The sequence below is a fragment of the Achromobacter denitrificans NBRC 15125 genome, assembly GCF_001571365.1.
GTDB lineage: Bacteria > Pseudomonadota > Gammaproteobacteria > Burkholderiales > Burkholderiaceae_B > Achromobacter > Achromobacter denitrificans.
The window spans coordinates 76,904-96,330 of sequence record NZ_BCTQ01000008.1 but is presented as its reverse complement, the minus strand read 5'-3'; the positions used below and the strand labels follow the sequence as shown (position 1 = coordinate 96,330).

The following is a 19,427-nucleotide window of genomic DNA, read 5'->3' as shown; positions in this document are numbered from 1 at the left end:
GAGAAAAACTTGTCGATCGCCTGAAATATTCCACGTTGTTGGGCGGGATGACGGCTCCTATACTTTTTTCGACCACAGCCTGAGGAGGCCATCCGGACCTCACCGAAGAAGCAGGCGCGGCAGCAGGAAACCAAGGAGACGAGACATGCAACGACGCCAATTTCTGGTAGCGGCGGGGCTGGCCGCCATGCACGGCATGGCCCGGGCCGCCAGCGCGGGAGAGCTGCTGCCCAAGGCCCCCATCCGCATCGTGGTGGGTTTCCCGCCTGGCGGCGGAACGGACGTGGTGACGCGGGTGCTGGCCCAGCAGCTGGGCAGCCGGTGGGGCCGTACCGTGGTCGTCGAGAACAAGACCGGCGCCGCCGGCGTGATCGCGGCCGAGTACGTGGCCAAGCAGGAGGCCGACGGGACCACCTTGCTGATGACGAATTTCAGCAACCACGTGGTGGCGCCCAGCCTGTATCCCAAGCTCGGCTACGTGGTCGAGCGCGACTTCACGCCCATCACGCTGGTGGGAACCACGCCTTGCCTGCTCATCTGCCGCAAGGAGCAGCGGGCGCAGACGCTGGAGGCCATCGTGCAGCGCTGCAAGGACAGCCCCGGCTCGGTGAGTTTCGGTTCGGCGGGCGCCGGCTCGATACAGCACCTGGCGCTGGAGATGTTCCAGCTGCGCACGGGCGTGAAGGCGCTGCACATCCCGTACCGCGGGTCGGCGCCCATGATCTCCGATCTGATCGGCGGCCAGATCGACTACAGCTTCGAAACCATGGCGTCGGCCTCGCCCCAGGTCCAGAGCGGGGCGGTAGTGCCCATCGCCCAGACCAGCCTCAGGCGCGCCCAGGCGCAGCCTTCGGTTCCCACGCTTGCCGAAAGCGGTTATCCGGGTTTCGATGCGAGGGTCTGGTACGGGATCGTGGGGCCGGGCGGCATGCCCGAGGCCCTGGTCCAGGCGATGAGCCAGGATATCAATGACGCGCTGGCGGTGCCGGCGGTGGCCGAGAAGCTGCTGTCGCTCGGCGCGGAAGACGGCGGTGGGTCGCCGGCGCAATTCGCTTCGTTCATCGCAAGCGAAAAAGCCAAATGGGCCCAAGTGATTCGCGATGCAAATGTGACTGTCTGAAGATGAACACGGAAAAATTCGTAATTGAACGCACCCTTCCCGAAGACCTGGCCGCGGCCGCGCTGGTGGGCCGGGTCTGGCGTCCGGGGGGCGTGGACGGCAGCCTGGAAGGCCCCTGCGTGGTGGCGGTGCGCGACGGCCGCCTGGTCGATCTGAGCGCCCAGGCGCCCACCCTGTCCGCCCTGCTGGAGCGCGACGACCGCCTGGCGCTGGCCGCGAGCGCGCCGGGCGCGGACCTGGGCCCGGTGGCGGATTGGCTGGAGAGCAGCCTGCGCCATAGCGGCGATCCGCGGCACCCCCATCTGCTGGCGCCCTGCGATCTGCAGGTGGTCAAGGCGGCGGGGGTTACGTTCGCGGCCAGCATGCTGGAGCGCGTGATCGAAGAACAGGCCCGCGGAGAGCCGGCGAAGGCCCATGCCATCCGGGCGTCGATGACGGCCATCGTGGGAGAGGACCTGTCGGCCATCGAGCCCGGTTCCGACGAGGCGCTCAAGCTCAAGGAAATGCTGTCCGGCCAGGGCTTGTGGTCGCAGTACCTGGAAGTCGGCATCGGCCCCGATGCCGAAGTGTTCACCAAGGCGGCGCCGCTGTCCTCGGTGGGACATTGCACGGCCGTCGGCCTGCATCCGGCATCGCACTGGAACAATCCGGAGCCGGAGATCGTGCTGGCGGTGAATTCGCGCGGCGAGATCGTGGGCGCCGCCCTGGGCAACGACGTGAACCTGCGGGACTTCGAGGGGCGCAGCGCGCTATTGCTGGGCAAGGCCAAGGACAACAACGCATCCTGCGCCATCGGGCCGTTCGTGCGCCTGCTGGACGGGAATTTCACGCTGGGCGACATCGCGTCGGCCGACGTGCAGATGACGGTGTCCGGCACCGACGGCTTCGTCCTGCAAGGCAGCAGCTCCATGCAGTGCATCAGCCGTTCGCCCGAGAGTCTGGTCAAGCATGCCATGGGTTCGCATCACCAGTATCCCGACGGCATGTTCCTGTTTTGCGGCACCATGTTCGCTCCGACCGAGGACCGCGGCGCGCCCGGCGCGGGCTTTACCCACCGCGTGGACGATGAGGTGCGCATCTACAGCGCCCGGCTGGGCGGGCTGTTCAACCGGGTCGGGCTGAGCGACCGCCTGCCGGCCTGGACGTTCGGCATCGGCGCGCTGATGCGCAATCTGGCCGCGAGAAAGCTGATCTGACATGAATCTCCCTAGCATCGGTTTTATCGGCATCGGCCTGATGGGCGAAGCCATGACGCTGCGCCTGCGCGACCAGGGCTATCCGGTCTTCGTCTGGAACCGCGAGCCCGAGCGGCTGCCGGCGGTGGAGGCGGCCGGCGCCATTGCGCTGGCATCGCCGGCGGAGGTCGCGCGCCACGGCGACGTGGTGCTGATGTGCGTGCTGGACGACGCGGCGGTGGACTTCTGCACCCGAGGTCCGCAGGGCATGGTCCACGCCGGCGGCGAGGGCAAGCTGATCGTCGATTTCTCGACCATCGCGCCGGGCACCACGCGGACGCTGGCGGAGCATGCGCTGCGGCGGGCGGGCATGCGATGGGTGGACGCGCCGGTGTCCGGCGGGCCGCAGGCCGCGCGCGAAGGCCAGCTCACCATCATGGCGGGCGCGAGCCCCGCGGATTTCGAGCAGGCCCGCCCCGTGCTGGAGGCGCTGGGCGGCCAGGTGACGCTCATGGGGCCGGTCGGCGCCGGCCAGACGGCGAAGATCATCAACCAGGCCATCGTCGGCGCGGGCTTCGTGCTCATGAGCGAGGCGGTTTTGCTGGCGGAGGCGTCCGGCATCGACGCGGCCAGGCTGCCGGACTGCCTGAAGGGCGGCTTCGCGGACAGCGTGCTGCTGCAGAAGCTCTATCCGCGCATTCTTGAGCGGCGCTTCGATCCCCCCATCGGCTACGCGCGCCAGCTGGCCAAGGACATGGCCGCGGTGCAGGCGCACGCCCGCGAGGCGGATTGCGCGCTGCCCCTGGTGGAGGAGGCCGCGAGGCTGTTCTCGCGCTACGTCGAGGCGGGCGGGGCGCTTGCCGATTCGGCGTCCATCATCCGCCTGTACGAAATGGGGCGGGCCGGCGCCAAGGGAGAGGACGCATGAAGCGGACCATCACCTGCGTCGAGGACCTGCGCGCGCTGGCGGAAAAGCGCGTTCCCCGCATGTTCTACGACTACGTGGACGTGGGTTCCTGGACGGAGAGCACCTACCGCGCCAATGCGGCGGACTTCCAGCGGATCCTGCTGCGCCAGCGGGTGGCGCGCGATCTGTCGCGCCGCTCCGTGCGTTCGACCATGGTGGGCCAGGACGTGGCGATGCCGGTGGCGATCGCGCCCACGGGCCTGACCGGCATGCAGCACGCCGACGGGGAAATCCTGGCGGCGCGCGCGGCCAAGGCCTTCGGCGTGCCTTTCACCCTGTCCACGGTCAGCATTTGCTCCATCGAGGACGTGGCCGAGGGCACGGACGGGCATCCGTTCTGGTTTCAGCTGTACGTGATGCGCGACCGCAAGTTCGTGCGGCGGCTGATCGAACGGGCCGCCGCCGCCGGATGTTCCGCGCTGGTGGTAACGCTGGACCTCCAGATCAGCGGCCAGCGCCACAAGGACCTGAAGAACGGCCTGTCCGCGCCGCCCCGGCTCACTTTGCTCAATCTGCTGAACATGGCGGGCAAGCCGCGCTGGTGCCTGGGCATGCTGGGGACCAAGAGGCATACCTTCGGCAACATCATCGGCCACGTCGACGGCGTGGACAACATGACCTCGCTGGCCGAATGGAGTTCGCAGCAGTACGACCCCGCGCTCAGTTGGGACGACATCGCCTGGATCCGCCGGCTGTGGAAAGGCAAGCTGATCCTGAAGGGCATCCAGGACGTGGAGGACGCGCGGCTGGCGGCGGCCAGCGGCGCCGACGCCCTGATCGTGTCCAACCACGGCGGGCGGCAGCTGGACGGCGCGCCGTCCTCGATCCGCGCGCTGCCGGCGATCGCCGAGGCGGTGGGCTCGGACATCGAGGTCCACATGGACGGGGGCGTGCGCTCGGGCCAGGACGTGCTCAAGGCCATCGCGCTGGGCGCCAAGGGTGTCTATATCGGCCGGGCCATGCTGTACGGGCTGGGCGCCATGGGCGAGCAGGGCGTGGCGCGGACGCTGGAGATCATCCGCAAGGAGCTCGACCTGACGATGGCGTTCTGCGGAAAAACCGACATCCGGGAAGTGGATGCCTCCATCCTGCTTCCCGCCTGACAACGATTCTTGAACATAAGAAAACTGGAGACCATCATGCATCAATCCCTCTCGAAGACGCCCGCGCCGGCGCGTCGCAGGCAGCTGCTCGCGGGCATGGCCATGCTGGCGCTGGCCGCGGCGCCGGCGCTGTCCGGGGCCGCGGACTATCCGCAGCACCCGATCCAGCTGATCGTGCCCTACCAGGCCGGCGGCGGCGCGGACGTCATGGCGCGGGCCTTTTCCAAGGCCGCGGCCAAGGTGATGCCGCAGGGCATCGTTATCGTCAACAAGCCTGGAGCGGCCGGCGTGATCGGCTGGCAGGAGGTCATCCGTGCCAAGCCCGACGGCTACAAGGTCGCGCTGACGACGGTGGAGATGACATTTCTTCATTACCTGGGCCTGGCCAAGTTCGACCAGCACGCGCTGCGCCCGATCGCCAAGCTGAACGCGGACCCGGCGGTGGTCGTGGTGCGCAGCGACTCGCCGTACGCCAGCATCGAGGATTTCCTCTCCCAGGCGCGCAAGCCCGACGCCAACATCCAGATCGGCAATGCCGGCCAGGGGTCGATGTGGCACATGGCGTCGGCCGCGCTGGCGGAGAAGGGCCAGGCCACGTTCAACTACATTCCCTACCAGGGCGGGGCGCCGGCGCTGCTGGGCCTGCTGGGCGGGCACATCGACGCCGTGATCGCGAGCGCGCCGGAGGTGATCCCCTACGTGAACTCGGGCAAGCTCAAGGCGTTGGGGGTCATGTCGGAAAAGCGGATCAAGGGCTTGGAGAACACGCCCACCCTGCGCGAGCGGAACATGGATCTGGTGCTGGGAACCTGGCGCGGGCTGGCCGTGCCCAAGGATACGCCGGACGCCGTGGTGCAGGTGCTGCGCGAAGCGACTGAGAAGTCCATGCGAGATCCAGAGCTGCGGGAAGTGATGGAAAAGCAGTTTTTCACCACGGACACGTACGAGGACGCGCCGGCGTTCGCCGCCAGCATGGATAAGGAGAGCGCCGAGCTCAAGGTGGTCGCCAGCGGTATCGCGCTGCGTCCCTGAGGAAGCATCGCGGCGCTATGCCGGCATGGCCGGTAGCGCCGCGAGCACCCGGCGCAGCGCATCGATGTCCACCGGCTTGATCAACACGTCGTTCATGCCGGCGGCGCGGGCGCGCGCGATCTGCTCCTCGCAGACGCCGGCGGTGTATCCGATGATGGGCAGGCGCGCCGCGGCATCGTCGCGCTGGCGCAACGCCCGGGCGAAGGCATAGCCGTCCATGACCGGCATGGCGCAGTCGCACATGACCAGGTCGAATGGGGCGCGCTCGATCTGCGCCAGGGCCGCCTGGCCGTTGTCGGCGGAGGCGACCTCGTGCCCCAGCTTCTCCAGCTGGCGGGTCAGCAGCAATACGTTCGACGCCTGGTCGTCGACCACCAGGACGCGCAGGCGGCCGCCTGCGGGGGGCGTCCCGTCCGTGTGCGCGGCATCGGGCGGCGCCGGCGGCAGCGGTATGCGGGCGGTCATGGTGGTGCCGGCTCCCCATAGGCTGTCTATGGTGATGGTTCCTCCCATTTTCTTTACCAGGCGATCGCAGACGTACAGGCCGAGTCCGGTGCCTTGATCGGTCGGCGGCTGGGCCTGCTCGACCTGAACGAACGGATGGAGCAGCGTGTCGAGCGCGGTGGCGGGGATGCCGATACCGGTATCGGCCACCTTGAAGGCCATCCATTGCCCGTCGCCTTCGGGGCCTTCGATGTCCAGGCGAACCTGGACCGAGCCCTTCGCGGTGTAGCGGATGGCGTTCGAGACGAAGTTGTTCATGACCTGCTTGAGGCGCAGCGGGTCTACGTTGTGCAGGACGGCGGCGCCTTCCGGCGCCTCGGCGCGCATCGAGAGGGCCACGCCCTTGCTGGCGGCGATCGGCCGGAACGTGTCCACGACTTCCTTGACCAGGTCGTGCAGCCGGGTCGGGCGAGGCTGCAGCTTGAACTTGCCCGCCTCCATCTTGGAGAGATCGAGCAAGTCGTCGATCAAGGCCAACAGGGACTTCGCGGCGAGATGGGCGGTGGCCAGCAGGCTTCTGTCGTCCACGGGCAGGGTCGGGTGCGACAGCGCCAGGTCCAGCATGCCCATGATGGCGTTCATGGGCGTGCGGATCTCGTGGCTGACGGCGGCCAGGAACGTCGACTTGGTGCGGTTCGCGTTTTCGGCGCTGTCGCGGGCGACGGCCAGTTCCTTCAGCACGCGCTGCCGATGCGTGATGTCCATCCACCCGCTGACGACGCCGACCACCTTGCCCCGGGCGTTGCGCAGCGGTTCCATCCAGTTTTCCACGCACATGGCCTTGCCGCGGGCATGGAACTCGCGGTCCTTGCACAGCGCGAGCCCGGTGGTCATGACCGTTCGATAGTCTTCCTCGATCCTGGCGATGTCCAAATCGCAGCTCAGACGGCGCAAGGCGCCTTCCAGCGTCGTGCCCATCAGGACGTGCTTGGGCTGCATCAGCAGCTTTTCGTACGACGAGTTGCAGGCGATGAGCTTCAGGTCGAGGTCGCGCAGCGTGATCGGCTGCGGGATGGCGTTCAGGACGCCCAGCTGAAACGCCAGGAGGTCTTTCAGTTTTTCCTCGGAGCGGGCGTGCTGGCGCGCCTTGCGCTGTAGCAGGATCAGGGCGATCAGGGCGATGAACAGCCCCGCCGAGCACACGATCTGCGTCAGCGTCAGCCACGCCTGCGCCAGGCGGCCCGCATTCGCGAACAGGGATCCGGCCCGCGCGCCGGGCGGCGCGGCCCAGGCGAGCAGCGCCAGCCCCGGCTTCAGCCAGCGCAGGGGAACGCGATGCGCGGGATAGCGGCAGGGCGGAGGAAGCATGGATCGGGCACGTGCAAGGGTTGGGGGCGCGGTATCAATCTAGGTCCGCGCGCCCGTCGCGTGCCGTGGAAATGTCCGAACGATTTGTCGAAATTTCATACGCGCCGCGCATCCCCAATGTGAAATTTCCCACGTACGGCATGCCTGCCCGCCATTACAGTCATGGCACCCGGCCCAGCCCGATTCCAGGAACCCGGCATGACTTCGTTGCCTTGTCGCCCCTCGGCCCCGCTCGTGACGGACCGCGACGTTCAGGCGCTGTTCGAGGACGGACCGCCGCTGCACCTTGAATTCCAACCCCAGTACGACCTGCGCAATGGCCGGCTGTCGTCGGCGGAAGCGCTGGCGCGCTGGTCGCACCCCGAAAAGGGCGACGTCCCGCCGGCGGACTTCATGCCGGCCATCCATAGCCTGGGGTTGGAGCAGGCGTTCTTCGAGCGGGTTTGCTCGCTGGCGCTGGACGCCATCCGGGTACTGAACTGCCACGGCATCTTCATCCCGATCGCGATCAACGCCTGCGCCCGGACGCTGGCCGGTCCGCGCAGCCTGGCGTTCCTGCGGCGCGAAGCGCTGCGGCGGCGGATTCCTCCCTCGCACATCCGTATCGAGCTGACGGAAGAGATGGCCATGGAAGGCCGACCCGGGCTGTGCGAGGCCATGGCGCGCTTGCGGGCCTGGGGCTGCGAAGTGGCGCTGGACGACTTCGGCTCCGGCTATTCGAACCTGGCCATGCTGGCCCGCCTGGATATCGACGAGCTCAAGCTGGACCGGCAACTGGTGGCGCGGGTCGACGACAGTCTCGTCGCCCGCGAAGCCGTGCGCTTCGCGCTGGCGCTCGGCGAGAGGATGGGATGGCGCGTCGTGGCGGAAGGGATCTCGACTTCGGCCGAACTGCGCGCGCTGCAAGCGCTGGGTTGCGGCCACGGCCAAGGCTATTTGCTGGGCAGGCCGATGCCGCTTTCGCGGCTGGCGGCGCTGGCCGACGCGGGGGCGGGATCCGCCATGCCGGTGTCTTGCGCGCAATGCCGCAGGCTGGAGCCGGGGCGCCCGTGCGTGGCAGGGTATTGATCACGGCTCGCTGATGTTCCGATACACGAGGTTGCCGGCCAGGATGGAATCGATCAGCACGGACAAGTTCCGGGTAGTGCCGTAGGCCGCGGCGTCGATTACGCCGTGGGCGCCCGCCTGCACGGCGAGGTACGCGAAGTTCTTCCATCGGGGTTCGGCACGGACCGCCACTTTCGCGCAAGGGAACAGCGCCCGCACCCTTACCGTGGCGGCCAGGCAGCGGGTCACGCTTTCGGCGATGTCCAGCAGCACAAGGTCGGGTTGCTGCGGATACGTTTCGTGCTCGAAAAAACGCAGGTCCTGCGCTTCGATCAGCCACACGGTCGGGGCGGTCTGTCGTCGCAGTGCTTCCTGGAAGTCGCGGTAATCGGAAAGCCTGTCGGTAATTATTATCGTATTGGCCAGCATATCGCTCTCCCTGTTATCTACCCCTGGCTGCGCCGGCGCGAAGCGTCGACGTTGCGATGAGACAAGTTTGCAGCGATAGCAATATGGGAACACCTAGGAAATTTCCGACGATCTAGTAGGAGATTTCGTAGCGGACCGATGGTCTGCCGCTTTGCGGCCGGAACGATTCGGAAATTTCCGCAAGCCGATTTGGCGTCTTCCTACACGTGTCGATGGCGCGCATCTCTATGCTCCGTACGAGTGCCGTGGAGCATGGGCACGATGAGGCGCGGGCAGCCTTCCTCGCCCGAGAATTCAACACAGTGGAATTTCCTTATGCTGTCCATTTTTCATTCCCGGCCCATCGCGGCGGGGCGCGGCTTGCGGTCCGACGCCCATGCCCGCGCCGTCGATTCTCCGGCGCCGCAGGCGTTCGGCCTGGGCGGCCTGCGTCAGCCCCTGGTGTTGACGACGGTTGCTCCGCCGGAAGAGGACGGCCCCGCCGGAGTCTTGCCGGAGCCCATCCGCAATGCCATCGTCGAGGGCGGCGCGAGCGCGCTGCGGGCCTGGCGCAACTATTGCGGGATTTCGATGCGGACGCTGCAGCTCCGGACGGACACCAGCTCCGCCACCCTGCAGGCGATCGACCGCGGCGACGTGACCATCTGCGAGTGGACGGTGGGCGCGCTGGCCAAGGCGCTGCACGTCGAAGCGTGGCAACTGCTCGAAGCGCAGGCCCTCGCATCGCGCCAGGGCCGCGCCCGCGTCTCCAGCGAGAAGTACGCCGGCTTCGCGAAGTGACCTCCTAGAAGGCGATTTTCACGCCGAGTTTTCCGTTCAGGCTATGGCCTTCGCCGCGAAGGCTGACTTCCGAACCCACGCTGCCGTAGAGCGATACGTTGCGCTTCACGCCCACGTCCGCGCCGAGGTTGAACTGGGCCGAGAGCCCTCTCATGTCGGCGCGGAACGGCACCTCGCCGCCCTGCGACGAGAATGCCGTGGCGGGGTTCGCGAGGAACTCGTTGACGAGGCTGGCGCGCAGCCAGGTCGTGGCGACGCGCCGGTTCTGGCCGCTGGAGTCCAGTTCCACCATGCGCGCCACGCGCACGCCCACGCGGCCTCGCAGGCTGTCGACGTCGCTGAATCGGACGCGGGCCACGCCGTCGTTGGCGTCGTTCAGATTGATCTTCTGGTAGCTCAGCTGGGCCTGCGGCTCGATGACCCATTCGTCGTTGAGACGGAAGGGATAGCCGCCCTCCAGCGACGCGCCCAGGCCGTGGCCGCGGGTGCGGACGTCGAAGCCGGATGGCGAGCGGGCATTGTCGACGTGATACTTCGTGCCCTGGATGATGGCATCGGTGTACCAGCCGTCCTTGCCGATATGCGTCCAGTAGCCGCCCAGCGAGAGGCCGTCGAGCTGCGCGTCGCCCGCGTCGCGGCCGCCGGCATGGGTGACGTCGGCGCTGGCGCGGCCGAAGGCGACGTAGGTTCCGGCGCGATCGATGCTGCCGGAAGGGGCTTGCCGCTGGTAGAGGTCGACCCCGGTTTGCAAGGCGTAGACCCGATAGTCGTAGTCGGGGCCCTTGGAGCCGTAGATGCCTGCCTGGCCGGCGTCGCGCTTGCCGGTGACGCCGATGGCGCGGCCCCATGCCAGGGGCGCGGCGTCGCTGGCGATGCCCGGGCGGAACATACGCTCTTCGCCCATGCGCTCGTGCAGCGAGTCCAGCAGCGCATCGCCATAGCGCAGCGCCAGCGTCGGCGTGGCGACGGCGGCCGACACTTCGGGCCGATAGTCGGGCGGCGCGGGAGGCGTGGGGCCGGGGGCCGGGTTGGGATCCGGATTGGGATTCGGGTCCGGCTCCGGGTCTGGCTGCGGGCACGCGGGGTGGGACGGGGCCGAGGCGCAGTCCACGGTCGAGCGCAGGTACCAGTTCTGTTGGCCGTTGCCGTCGACGCCGGCGCGGAACAGCCGGTAGGCGTAGGGGCCGGCCGCGATGTAGCCCCCGGGATTGCCGAGCGCGAACGCGCCGGCCGCGGTGGTGGCGCCATGGATGGCGTCGACGACGCGAATGCCGTTGCCGGTGGTCACGGCGCCCGGCCCGCCGGCGTTTTCGACGAGGAGGGTGGACGTTCCCGACGCGGCGCCGCCATCGATCACCAGGCGGTCGGACGGCGAGCCGTCGGCGCCCAGATAGGTGTTGAGCGCGATGGTGCCGTCGTGGCCGACGTAGTTCGGCGTGGTCAGCGTCGTGCCGGGCGAGGTTCCCGTTCCCATGGAGATCCGCCCCGCATTGCTCAGGCCTGCGACGGCCTGGCTGTAGCCGTTCAGGTCCAGGGTGCCGGCGGCCGCGACGGTCATCGCGGACGACGGGCTGAACGCCGCGGGCGTTCCCGCCCGCAGCACGCCGGCCTCGACGGAGGTGGCTCCGCCGTAGGTGTTGTGCGCCGTCAGCATGGTGACGCCGGCGCCTATCTGGCGCACCTCGCCCGCGCCGGACACGACGCCCGCGAAGGTCACGGCGTCCGCGCGATTGAAGACCAGGGCGCCTTGGTTCAGCACGTCGCCCATGATGGCGCCTGTGGCGCCGCCGTCGCCCAGTTGCAGCACCCCGCTGGAAATCGTGGTGCCGCCGGCGTAGCTGCTGTCCGCCGTCAGGATCGTGGTGCCGGCGCCATGCTGCTCGACGGCGCCCGTGCCGGAGATGGCGCCGGCAAAGGTCAGGGTGTCGGAACGGTTGAACACGAGCTTGCCGTTGTCCGTCACGTCGCCGACGATGGAACCGGTGGTGCCGCCGTTGCCGAGCTGCAAGGTCCCGGCGGAGATCCTGGTGCCGCCCGTGTAGCTATGGTCGGCCGTCAGCACCGTGGTGCCGGCGCCCTGTTGCCCGACGCCGCCCGTGCCGGAGATGAGCCCCGCGAAGGTCGCGGTATCGGAACGATCGAAGGCCAGCGTGCCGTTGTCCGTCACGTCGCCGACGATGGAACCCGTGGTGCCGCCGTTGCCCAGTTGCAAGGTTCCGGCGGAGATCGTAGTGCCGCCCGCATAGCTGTGGTCCGCGGTCAGGACCGTGGTGCCGGTCCCGGTCTGCGCGACGGCGCCCGTGCCGGAGATGGCGCCGGCAAAGGTCAGGGTGTCGGAACGGTTGAACACGAGCCTGCCGTTATCCGTCACGTCGCCCACGATGGATCCCGTGGCGCCGCCGTTGCCGAGCTGCAAGGTCCCGGCGGAGATGGTGGTGCCGCCCGTGTAGGTGTTGCCGCCCGTCAGGATGGTGGTGCCCGCGCCGTCCTGATGGACCGCGCCGGTGCCGCTGACCGCGCCCGCCAGTGTCAGGGTGTTGGAACGGTCGACGACCAGCGTGCCGTTATTGGCCACGTCGCCGACGATGGCACCGGTGGCGCCGCCGTTGCCCAGTTGCAGGGTGCCGCTGGAAATGGTGGTGCCGCCCGTGTAGACGTTGTTTGCCGTCAGTATCGTGGTGCCGGCGCCGGCCTGTTCGACCGTGCCCGACCCCGAAATGAGGCCCGCGACCGTCATGCTGTTGGAGCGGTCGAACTTCAGGATGGCGTTGTTCAGTACGTTGCCGGCGATGGAACCGGAGGTGCCGCCATTGCCCAGTTGCAGGATCCCGCCCTGGATCGTCGTGCCGCCGGTATAGGTGTTGTCGCCGGTCAGGACGGTGGCGCCGCTATAGACGCCGACGCGGCCGGCGCCCGATATCACCGGCGTGAACAGATAGCCGCCGCTGGCGTCGGTGTGGTTGAAGACGAGCGAGCCGGTCGAGCCCAGCGTCACCGACGGGGAGGCGCTGGTCAGCACCAGGCTGCCCGGCGCGGCCGCGGCGTCGGTGGCAGCCGCGCCGATGTTGATGACGCCCTGCGAGCCGGCGGTCACGCCCGCTCTGGCGCTTGCCGCGGTGACCACGGCATTGTTCGAAATGGTCAACGCGCCCGAGCCGCCATGGCCCACCGTGAGCGTGCTGGAGTTGGTCCACGAGGAGCCGGTTCCGTCGACCGTGACCGAGCCCGTCGCGCTCGCGGTGCTGCCTATGGTTCCGAGCGTGCTGGACACGGCGCCGCCATTGGAGATGATGAGCTGGCCCTTGCCCATGGTGCCGACGCTGAGTTCGGCGCTGCTGTTCCACTGCGACCCCGCGCCGCTTACCGTCGCCACGCCGATGCCGGTCGTGTCGTAGCCGACGTAGCCCAGCCCATTCGTCACGACGGCGCCGCCCGTGATCTGCATGACGCCGTGGCCCGTCTGGCCCACGCGCATGAAGCCGGCGGTGTTCAACTGGGAACCCGCGCCGCTGATCGTCAAGGTGCCGCTGCTGCCGGCGGCCACGCCCAGATAGGTATTGGTCGTGCTGGTCACGCGGCCGCCATTCGAGATGTTCAGCGTGCCAGTGCCGATGTTCCCGATATTGAGGCCCGGGCCGGTCGTCCATTGCGCCCCTGCGCCGCTCACCGTCACCGTGCCCGTGCTGCCGGCTTGACGGCCGATGAAGCCGGAGCCGCTGGAAACGGAGCCGCCGGCGTTGATGTTCAGCGTGCCGCTGCTGGTATTGCCGACCGAGAGCGAACCCGCGATGGTCCAGGGCGAAGTGTGCGTGCCGGGCACGCTGACGACGGCGCCGCCGTCTATGGTCTGCGAGGAGGCGGGGGGCACGCCGGCCAGCGTCAGCAGGGACGCGACGGAGAACAGGAAGGGCGAGCGCAGCCTGTCCTGCGAGTGCTTCGGGAGAGGGCTGCCGGTCTGCCGCTGAGGGGCTTCGGTGAGCGCCGGCCGGATGGCGGGCGCGGAGGAGAAAAGCGGGGACATGATGAATTCCACGAGTCAGGTGGCGTTCGTGCCATGCGGCGCGACGCCCGGGACGCGGGAAAGCCAGTGTCCGCGGCGCCCTTGGAAAAAGTATGGGTCCGCGGCAGAAATCGTCGATTGGGAAGCCGCCCAAACTATCTGGCGAAATTTCCGAAGGAGGGGGGAGCGCGCCGCAGTTCGCGCAGCGCGGCGCACAGGCGGTCCACGCCCGGCGCGAAGATCGCGTTGAGGTCGGGCAGCAGCTTGTCGGCCTCCGCGCGCGAGGCCGCCTCGATGCGTTCGCTCAGGCGGGTGAGGGAAGCGCAGCCGGCCATGCGCGCCGTGCCCTTGATTCGGTGGGCCAGGGCGCCGGCGGCAAGCCAGTTTCCCTCGGCGCAGCGCGCCCGGTAGGCGGCGATGTCGGCCTCGCCGGTCGCGATCAGGCTGTCGATCAGTTCCCCGACGATGGCGCTGTCGCCCTCGACGAGGTCATGCAGCGTGGCCGCGATGGCGGCGCACTCCGCGTCCGCGGGCAGGTAGTAGCCGGTATCCAGCAGGGCCCGGGCCAGGCTGGCTTCGGTGGCCGGGGGCATCACCACGGCCTGCATGCCCGGCACGGGAGAGCCGGAGCCGGAGATGGCGATCCGGATCGGGATGTCGGAGACGCCCGCGGGCAGTTTCCCCTCCTGGAGGCCGTCGGCATCCTCGTCCGCCAGCAGGACCCGGGGCCGGGCCTCGGGGCCGGCCCCCAGGTCGGCGGCGTGCAGTTGCGCCCGCAGGCCGAGGCCATCGAGCAGGCCCGCCAGTTCCGCCATGCGGGCATGGCGTTTTCCCAGGATCAGGGCGCGATTCATCGGCGGCCGGGAGACGTCAGGGAGCGATGTGGCATTCCCGCGCGAAATCCACGAGCTCCACCAGGGTCTGCACTTCCAGTTTCCCCATGATGCGGGTCTTGTGCGTGCTGACGGTTTTGTTGCTGATGAAGAGCGCCTCGCCGATTTCCTTGTTGGACAGGCCGCGCGCCAGCATCTGCATGATGACGATTTCCTTGTCGGACAGGCGATTCAGGCGGTCGACGTTCTGGGTGGCGCGTTTCGGACGCCCGGCGTGCGGCCCGTCGGTGTTAGGAAACACCGAATACCCCGCCAGGATGGCCTCGACGCAGCGCACGATCTCGGAGATATCCTGCGCCTTGCTGACGTAGCCGTCCGCCCCGGCCATCTTGACCCGCGGCGCGAACACCGCCTGGTCCTGGCCGGAGACCACCAGGATGCGGATGGCCGGATCGATGGCGCGGATGCGCGGAATCACGTCCAGCCCGTTGATCTTGGGGATATCGATGTCCAGGATGACCAGGCCCGGGGCCGAATCCTTCACGGCCTGTATGGTGGACTGACCGTTGTCGGCTTCCAGTATTTGCGTCACGCCCAGCACTTGGGACAAGTGCATTTTCAGCACCAGGCGCAGGGAGGGGTGATCGTCGACGATGAGTACGGTGGTCACGGTCGGGTCCATTTTTCTATGCAGGCGCGCAGCGTCGCCAGGTTGACGGGCTTGACCAGGAAATCATTCATGCCCGCCTCGCGCGACCGCTGCACATGGTCCGGCGACAGGTCCGCGCTCAGTCCGATGACCGGCAGGCCGCGCAGTCCCGGGTCGGCCAGTTTCCGTATGCTCCGGGCCAGTTCGAATCCATCCATGCCGGGCAGATGGCAGTCGGTAATGACGAGGGCGTAGCGATTCCGTTCCATCAGCTGCAAGGCGTCCGATGCGTTGGCGACGACGTCGGGGGCGCCTCCCAGTTTTTCCAGCAGGTTGCGGACGACGATCTGGTAGGGCGCGTGGTCCTCCACCACCAGGATCCGCAGCGGCGGGCCGTCTTTGGAATTCTCCGGCAAACCGGCGGGCATTCGAGTAACCGAACAATTCAATTGCAATATGGTAAGACAGATTTTCCGGAACTCCTGCCACCGTATCGGATTGCCGCTGAGGATCTGGGGCGTCCGCGCGGCGGCGGAGGCGGGCGGGCCTTCCTGCACCAGCTGGATGACGGGCGGGCCGCCCGGCGGCATCGGCCTGTCGGCGTCCACGATGCGCGCGTCGGCGTCCTCGTGGGCGTGGACCAGCGAAAACCCCAGCGTTTCGGCATAGGCCCGCAAGGCCTTTTCATCCTGGTTGCGGCGCACCTCGATGGCGATCCGCTTGCCGGCTACCGCGGGCTCGGCGTCCGACGGCCGCGTGACCTGCAAGGGCAAGCGCGTTTCAAAGACGCTGCCGCGGTTTTCCTGGCTTTCCACGCGGATGTCGCCGCCCAGCAGGCGGGCCAGGCGCATGCTGATCGCCAGCCCCAGGCCGCTGCCGCCGAACTTGCGGGCGATGGAGGCATCGCCCTGGGCGAAGGGGTCGAAAAGGCGGTGCTGCATCTCGCGGGTGATGCCGATGCCGGTGTCGGCGACGGAGATGATCAGCTGCTGGCCGGCGCCGTCGCCCGGAGCCAGGTCGGGATCGACGGAGACCGACACCACGATCCCGCCGGTTGCGGTGAATTTCACCGCGTTGCCCACCAGGTTGATGACGATCTGCTTGATCCGCACCGGGTCGCCCACGAATTCGGCGGCCACCTCGCGCGCGATGCACAGATCCAGGGTCAGCCCGCGCCGCCGCGCGCCGGGCGAGAAAATCGGCAGCACCTGGTCGAACAGTTCCCGTATCGAAAAGGGAATGGCCTCGACGGCGAGCTGCCCGGCCTCCAGGCGTGAAAAATCGAGCACGTCGCCGATGATTTCCATCAACAGGTGCGAGGCGTTGTCGGCCAGTTCCACGTGTTGATGCTGGGTGGCGTCCAGGGGCGAGTTCCGCAGCATTTCCAGCGCGCCGACCGCGGTCGCCAGGGGCGTGCGGATTTCATGGCTCATCACGGCCAGGAAGCGGGACTTGGCTTCGGCGTTGGCCTCCGCCGCGGCCTTGGCCTGGCTCAGCGCGAGGCCGTCGCGATGCTCTTGCGTCACGTCCAGCAGGTAGCCGTTCCATTCCGTGACGCCCTCGGCGGGGCTGCGCGGAACCGCGGTGCCGATGCGCAGCCAGCCTTCGTCCTCGGGGCGGTGCATGGGCAGATCGATCTGGATGGGCGTATGCCCGCTGCGGGACTCTTCGAGCGCGGCGCGGGCGGCCGGCCAGTAGTCTTCCAGCACGTTCGACCGGGGCAGGCCGCCCGAATTCATGTGGATCTGGTTGAGCGAAGTGCGCAGGAAGCGATCGGTGTGGCCCACCAGGTAGGAGATCCGGCGATTGCCGTCGATTTCCTCCCGCAGCCGGAAGAACGCCATCGGCAGCGTGGCGACCAGGTCTTCCACCGTATCCTTGATCTCGCGGGCCTCGCGTTCGGCCGCCAGGCGCGCCGAGATGTCCACCACCGCCACCAGCGCGCCCCGCTTGGCGTCCTCGGAATAATAGGGGCGGACAATCAGCAGGCCGTCCACGAAGCGCCCGCTGGCCGTGCGGAAATTGATGACTTCGGTGATCGCCTGATCGGTGATCACGCACTGCGCCGCGAAATTCTCCAGTTGCGCGCCGAGGGAGCCGGCCTCTCCGGGAAGGCGGCTGGCTTCGACCCCGATGAGCTGGCTGCGGTCCGACCCGACGGTTTCCTCGAAGGCCTTGTTGACGGCGAGATAGCGGTGCATGCCGTCCAGCGCGGCGATCAGCGTGGGCGTTACGTCCAGCAGCCCGGCCTGCACCTGGGCCGAGGCGCCCGCGGCCTGGAGCCGGCCGCGCAGCCGCCGGGCTTCGGCCATGGTGTTGCGGGCGTAATACAGCAATACCAGCGCGGCGCCCAGGAGGAGGAGGGCTGTGCCGCCAAGAACGGCTTCCAGATTGGACAAGGACATGCTTTTGCGCTCACTCTGATCGATGACGATGGTGCAAGCTCTGATGCCTAGGTACCGGGTCCGCGCGCGGCTTAACCGTGCTGGCGACTAGCATACCGCCGAATGGATGAATTCCCGTCCCTTAAATTTTTGAATCCGTTTTCGAATCCAGCCCGCGCCGGCCGGCCGGGAACGCGGCTTGCTGCGCCGGCTCGCATGACGCGCAAATCCACTCCCCAGGCCGCGGGCACCGTGGCCGCCTATCCCCGGCGAGCCGGTGCCTCGGAGCACGAAGCCGCCTCGCAGGACGCGCTGGCGCACCGCCTGGCCGCGCTGCTGGGCAGGCGCTTCGCGCCCGGCTACCGTCCCAGCCGCCATCGCGAGGAGCCGCCGCCGTACTACGTGCCCGACCGCAGCATCGTCGGGACGGCGCGCGCCGCCGTGCTGGGCATCAGGCGGGCCGCCGACCTGTACGGCGGCGTGGTGCCGCACGCCTTCGTGGCGACGAAGTCGATCAGCCACGGCCTGATCGGGCCGCAAGCCCGGGCGCCCCGGGCGTGGGCCGTTGCGCTGCCGGATGCGCTGCGCGACGTCGTGCTGGCCGGCTACACGGCGTTCTGCGCCGAGGATGCGCTGGCGGCGGGGCAACGCCTGCTGCGGCGCGGCCCGCTGCGCCTGAAGCCGGCGGACGCCTCGGCCGGGCGCGGGCAGGTGGTGGCGCGCGACGAGGCGGCGCTGCGGGCCGCGGTGGCCGCGCTGTCGCCGTGGATCATGGAGCGGCTGGGCGTGGTGCTGGAAGAGGACCTGGCCGAGGTCGAGACCTACAGCGTGGGCTGGGCCCGCGTCGGCAAGATGGAAATCGCGTACGTCGGCACGCAGGAACTCACCGACGACAACGAGGGCAATGCGGTCTATGGCGGATCGGCGCTGCGCGTGGCGCGCGGCGGCTTCGACGCGCTGCGTGCCTTGCCGCTGGATGAACGTGAACGGCACGCGGTCGACATGGCGTGCCGCTACGACGCGGCGGTGTCGGCCGCCTATCCCGAGTTGCTGGCTTCCCGCCGCAATTACGACGTGGCGTTCGGGCTCGGCGCCGGCGGCGCGGCCCGCGCCGGCGTGCTGGAGCAGTCGTGGCGGGCGGGCGGTGCCAGCATCGCCGAACTTGCCGCCATGCAGGCCTTCGCGCTGTCGCCGGGCTTGAAGGAGGTGCGCGCCGAGACCCGGGAGCGCTATGGCGCGGACGTGACGGCGCCGACCGCCCAGCGCCTGGTGTTCCACGGCGTGGATACGGCCGTCGGCCCGATCAGCAAGTCCGGCGGCATCCTGGAGGCAGGCGATGGCGGCGCATAGCAATGCCATCGCGCTGGAGGTCGACGGCGTGGCGCTGGACGGCACCTTCCTCACCCCGGAAGACAAGGTGCCGGGCGTGCTGTTCATCCACGGTTGGGGCGGCAGCCAGGAATTCGACCTGTCGCGCGCCAAGGGTATCGCCGCGCTGGGCTGCGTGTGCCTGACCTTCGACCTGCGCGGGCATGCCGCCACGCAGGCGCAGCAGCGCCAGGTCACGCGCGAGGACAATCTGCGCGACGTGGTGGCGGCCTATGACCGCCTGGCGTGCCATCCTTCGCTGGATTCGGGTTCGATCGCGGTGGTGGGCAGCAGCTACGGCGGGTACCTGGCCGCGTTGCTGTGCACGCTGCGGCGCGTGCGCTGGCTGGCGCTGCACGTGCCGGCGCTGTACCGCGACGACGAATGGCTGCTGCCGAAGAACCAGCTCAACCGCGAGACGCTGCGCGCCTATCGCAGCGCCTACGTTCCGGCCGAAGAGAACCGCGCGCTGAAGGCGTGCACCGAGTTTTCCGGCGACGTGCTGCTGGTGGAGGCCGAGCACGACAGCTACATCCCGCACTCCACCATCATGAGCTACCGCGCCGCCTTCCGCCGGTCTCATTCGCTGACGCATCGCATCATCGATGGCGCGGACCACGCCTTGAGCGAGAAGCCCGCGCAGCGGGCCTATACCTCCATCCTGGTCAACTGGGTGACGGAGATGGTGACGGGCGCGCGCATGGGTGAAGGGCGCGGTGGCTTCTGAA

15 protein-coding genes are annotated in these 19,427 nt (G+C 68.5%); 9 read left to right on the top strand and 6 right to left on the bottom strand.

Annotated features, from left to right (window positions below; all coding sequences use genetic code 11):
• The first annotated feature begins 145 nt into the window (after window positions 1-145).
• Genes ADE01S_RS09125 through ADE01S_RS09105 form a run of 5 tightly spaced genes read left to right on the top strand, consistent with a single transcriptional unit; the run spans window position 146 to window position 5,397 of the window.
• Entirely contained in the window at window positions 146-1,120 is a 975-nt protein-coding gene (locus ADE01S_RS09125) for a Bug family tripartite tricarboxylate transporter substrate binding protein (protein ID WP_062681367.1), read from the top strand.
• Window positions 1,121-1,122: 2 nt separating this feature from the next.
• The gene (locus tag ADE01S_RS09120; protein ID WP_062681366.1) at window positions 1,123-2,316 is read left to right on the top strand and encodes a fumarylacetoacetate hydrolase family protein; all 1,194 of its coding nucleotides are present in this window, start codon (window positions 1,123-1,125) and stop codon (window positions 2,314-2,316) included.
• A 1-nt stretch (window position 2,317) separates the two neighbouring features.
• Window positions 2,318-3,223 carry an NAD(P)-dependent oxidoreductase gene (locus ADE01S_RS09115; RefSeq protein WP_062681365.1) on the top strand — a complete coding sequence of 302 codons (906 nt, stop codon included), beginning with the start codon at window positions 2,318-2,320 and terminating at the stop codon, window positions 3,221-3,223.
• Window positions 3,220-4,365 carry an alpha-hydroxy acid oxidase gene (locus ADE01S_RS09110; protein ID WP_062681364.1) on the top strand — a complete coding sequence of 382 codons (1,146 nt, stop codon included), beginning with the start codon at window positions 3,220-3,222 and terminating at the stop codon, window positions 4,363-4,365. The genes ADE01S_RS09115 and ADE01S_RS09110 overlap by 4 nt, the downstream gene beginning before the upstream one ends.
• A gap of 36 nt (window positions 4,366-4,401) precedes the next feature.
• The gene (locus ADE01S_RS09105; RefSeq protein WP_062681363.1) at window positions 4,402-5,397 is read left to right on the top strand and encodes a tripartite tricarboxylate transporter substrate binding protein; all 996 of its coding nucleotides are present in this window, start codon (window positions 4,402-4,404) and stop codon (window positions 5,395-5,397) included.
• 15 nt (window positions 5,398-5,412) lie between these two features.
• Here the strand turns inward: ADE01S_RS09105 and ADE01S_RS09100 are convergent, their stop codons facing one another.
• Window positions 5,413-7,209 carry an ATP-binding protein gene (locus tag ADE01S_RS09100; RefSeq protein WP_062681362.1) on the bottom strand — a complete coding sequence of 599 codons (1,797 nt, stop codon included), beginning with the start codon at window positions 7,207-7,209 and terminating at the stop codon, window positions 5,413-5,415.
• 198 nt (window positions 7,210-7,407) lie between these two features.
• Here ADE01S_RS09100 and ADE01S_RS09095 point away from each other — a divergent pair, with 198 nt between their 5' ends.
• The gene (locus ADE01S_RS09095; protein WP_062681361.1) at window positions 7,408-8,277 is read left to right on the top strand and encodes an EAL domain-containing protein; all 870 of its coding nucleotides are present in this window, start codon (window positions 7,408-7,410) and stop codon (window positions 8,275-8,277) included.
• Here the strand turns inward: ADE01S_RS09095 and ADE01S_RS09090 are convergent, their stop codons facing one another.
• Window positions 8,278-8,685: a hypothetical protein gene (locus ADE01S_RS09090; protein ID WP_062681360.1), complete on the bottom strand. Its 408-nt coding sequence runs from the start codon at window positions 8,683-8,685 to the stop codon at window positions 8,278-8,280. It lies immediately after the preceding gene.
• A 315-nt stretch (window positions 8,686-9,000) separates the two neighbouring features.
• Here ADE01S_RS09090 and ADE01S_RS09085 point away from each other — a divergent pair, with 315 nt between their 5' ends.
• Complete coding sequence (locus ADE01S_RS09085) at window positions 9,001-9,465, top strand: helix-turn-helix domain-containing protein (RefSeq protein WP_062681359.1); 465 nt, start codon at window positions 9,001-9,003, stop codon at window positions 9,463-9,465.
• Window positions 9,466-9,469: 4 nt separating this feature from the next.
• Here the strand turns inward: ADE01S_RS09085 and ADE01S_RS09080 are convergent, their stop codons facing one another.
• The 4 genes from ADE01S_RS09080 to ADE01S_RS09065 form a co-directional block, all read right to left on the bottom strand.
• Window positions 9,470-13,486, bottom strand: coding sequence for an autotransporter outer membrane beta-barrel domain-containing protein (locus ADE01S_RS09080; RefSeq protein WP_115599003.1), 4,017 nt, complete (start codon window positions 13,484-13,486; stop codon window positions 9,470-9,472).
• A gap of 134 nt (window positions 13,487-13,620) precedes the next feature.
• Window positions 13,621-14,319: an Hpt domain-containing protein gene (locus ADE01S_RS09075; protein WP_062681357.1), complete on the bottom strand. Its 699-nt coding sequence runs from the start codon at window positions 14,317-14,319 to the stop codon at window positions 13,621-13,623.
• Window positions 14,320-14,335: 16 nt separating this feature from the next.
• Window positions 14,336-14,968: a response regulator transcription factor gene (locus ADE01S_RS09070; RefSeq protein WP_062681463.1), complete on the bottom strand. Its 633-nt coding sequence runs from the start codon at window positions 14,966-14,968 to the stop codon at window positions 14,336-14,338.
• Entirely contained in the window at window positions 14,965-17,352 is a 2,388-nt protein-coding gene (locus ADE01S_RS09065) for an ATP-binding protein (protein ID WP_062681356.1), read from the bottom strand. Before ADE01S_RS09065 ends, ADE01S_RS09070 begins: the two co-directional genes overlap by 4 nt.
• Window positions 17,353-17,547: 195 nt before the next feature.
• Between ADE01S_RS09065 and ADE01S_RS09060 the strand changes: the two genes are divergently transcribed.
• Window positions 17,548-18,681: a DUF3182 family protein gene (locus tag ADE01S_RS09060; RefSeq protein ID WP_062681355.1), complete on the top strand. Its 1,134-nt coding sequence runs from the start codon at window positions 17,548-17,550 to the stop codon at window positions 18,679-18,681.
• Window positions 18,668-19,426: an alpha/beta hydrolase family protein gene (locus ADE01S_RS09055; RefSeq protein WP_062681354.1), complete on the top strand. Its 759-nt coding sequence runs from the start codon at window positions 18,668-18,670 to the stop codon at window positions 19,424-19,426. The genes ADE01S_RS09060 and ADE01S_RS09055 overlap by 14 nt, the downstream gene beginning before the upstream one ends.
• Window position 19,427 lies beyond the last annotated feature (1 nt).

Bases quoted from the DNA above. Each gene is read 5' to 3' on its own strand.
- ADE01S_RS09125 (WP_062681367.1), top strand. From the start codon at position 146: ATGCAACGACGCCAATTTCTGGTAGCGGCGGGGCTGGCCGCCATGCAC.
- ADE01S_RS09120 (WP_062681366.1), top strand. From the start codon at position 1,123: ATGAACACGGAAAAATTCGTAATTGAACGCACCCTTCCCGAAGACCTG.
- ADE01S_RS09115 (WP_062681365.1), top strand. From the start codon at position 2,318: ATGAATCTCCCTAGCATCGGTTTTATCGGCATCGGCCTGATGGGCGAA.
- ADE01S_RS09110 (WP_062681364.1), top strand. From the start codon at position 3,220: ATGAAGCGGACCATCACCTGCGTCGAGGACCTGCGCGCGCTGGCGGAA.
- ADE01S_RS09105 (WP_062681363.1), top strand. From the start codon at position 4,402: ATGCATCAATCCCTCTCGAAGACGCCCGCGCCGGCGCGTCGCAGGCAG.
- ADE01S_RS09100 (WP_062681362.1), bottom strand. From the start codon at position 7,209: ATGCTTCCTCCGCCCTGCCGCTATCCCGCGCATCGCGTTCCCCTGCGC.
- ADE01S_RS09095 (WP_062681361.1), top strand. From the start codon at position 7,408: ATGACTTCGTTGCCTTGTCGCCCCTCGGCCCCGCTCGTGACGGACCGC.
- ADE01S_RS09090 (WP_062681360.1), bottom strand. From the start codon at position 8,685: ATGCTGGCCAATACGATAATAATTACCGACAGGCTTTCCGATTACCGC.
- ADE01S_RS09085 (WP_062681359.1), top strand. From the start codon at position 9,001: ATGCTGTCCATTTTTCATTCCCGGCCCATCGCGGCGGGGCGCGGCTTG.
- ADE01S_RS09080 (WP_115599003.1), bottom strand. From the start codon at position 13,486: ATGTCCCCGCTTTTCTCCTCCGCGCCCGCCATCCGGCCGGCGCTCACC.
- ADE01S_RS09075 (WP_062681357.1), bottom strand. From the start codon at position 14,319: ATGAATCGCGCCCTGATCCTGGGAAAACGCCATGCCCGCATGGCGGAA.
- ADE01S_RS09065 (WP_062681356.1), bottom strand. From the start codon at position 17,352: ATGTCCTTGTCCAATCTGGAAGCCGTTCTTGGCGGCACAGCCCTCCTC.
- ADE01S_RS09060 (WP_062681355.1), top strand. From the start codon at position 17,548: ATGACGCGCAAATCCACTCCCCAGGCCGCGGGCACCGTGGCCGCCTAT.
- ADE01S_RS09055 (WP_062681354.1), top strand. From the start codon at position 18,668: ATGGCGGCGCATAGCAATGCCATCGCGCTGGAGGTCGACGGCGTGGCG.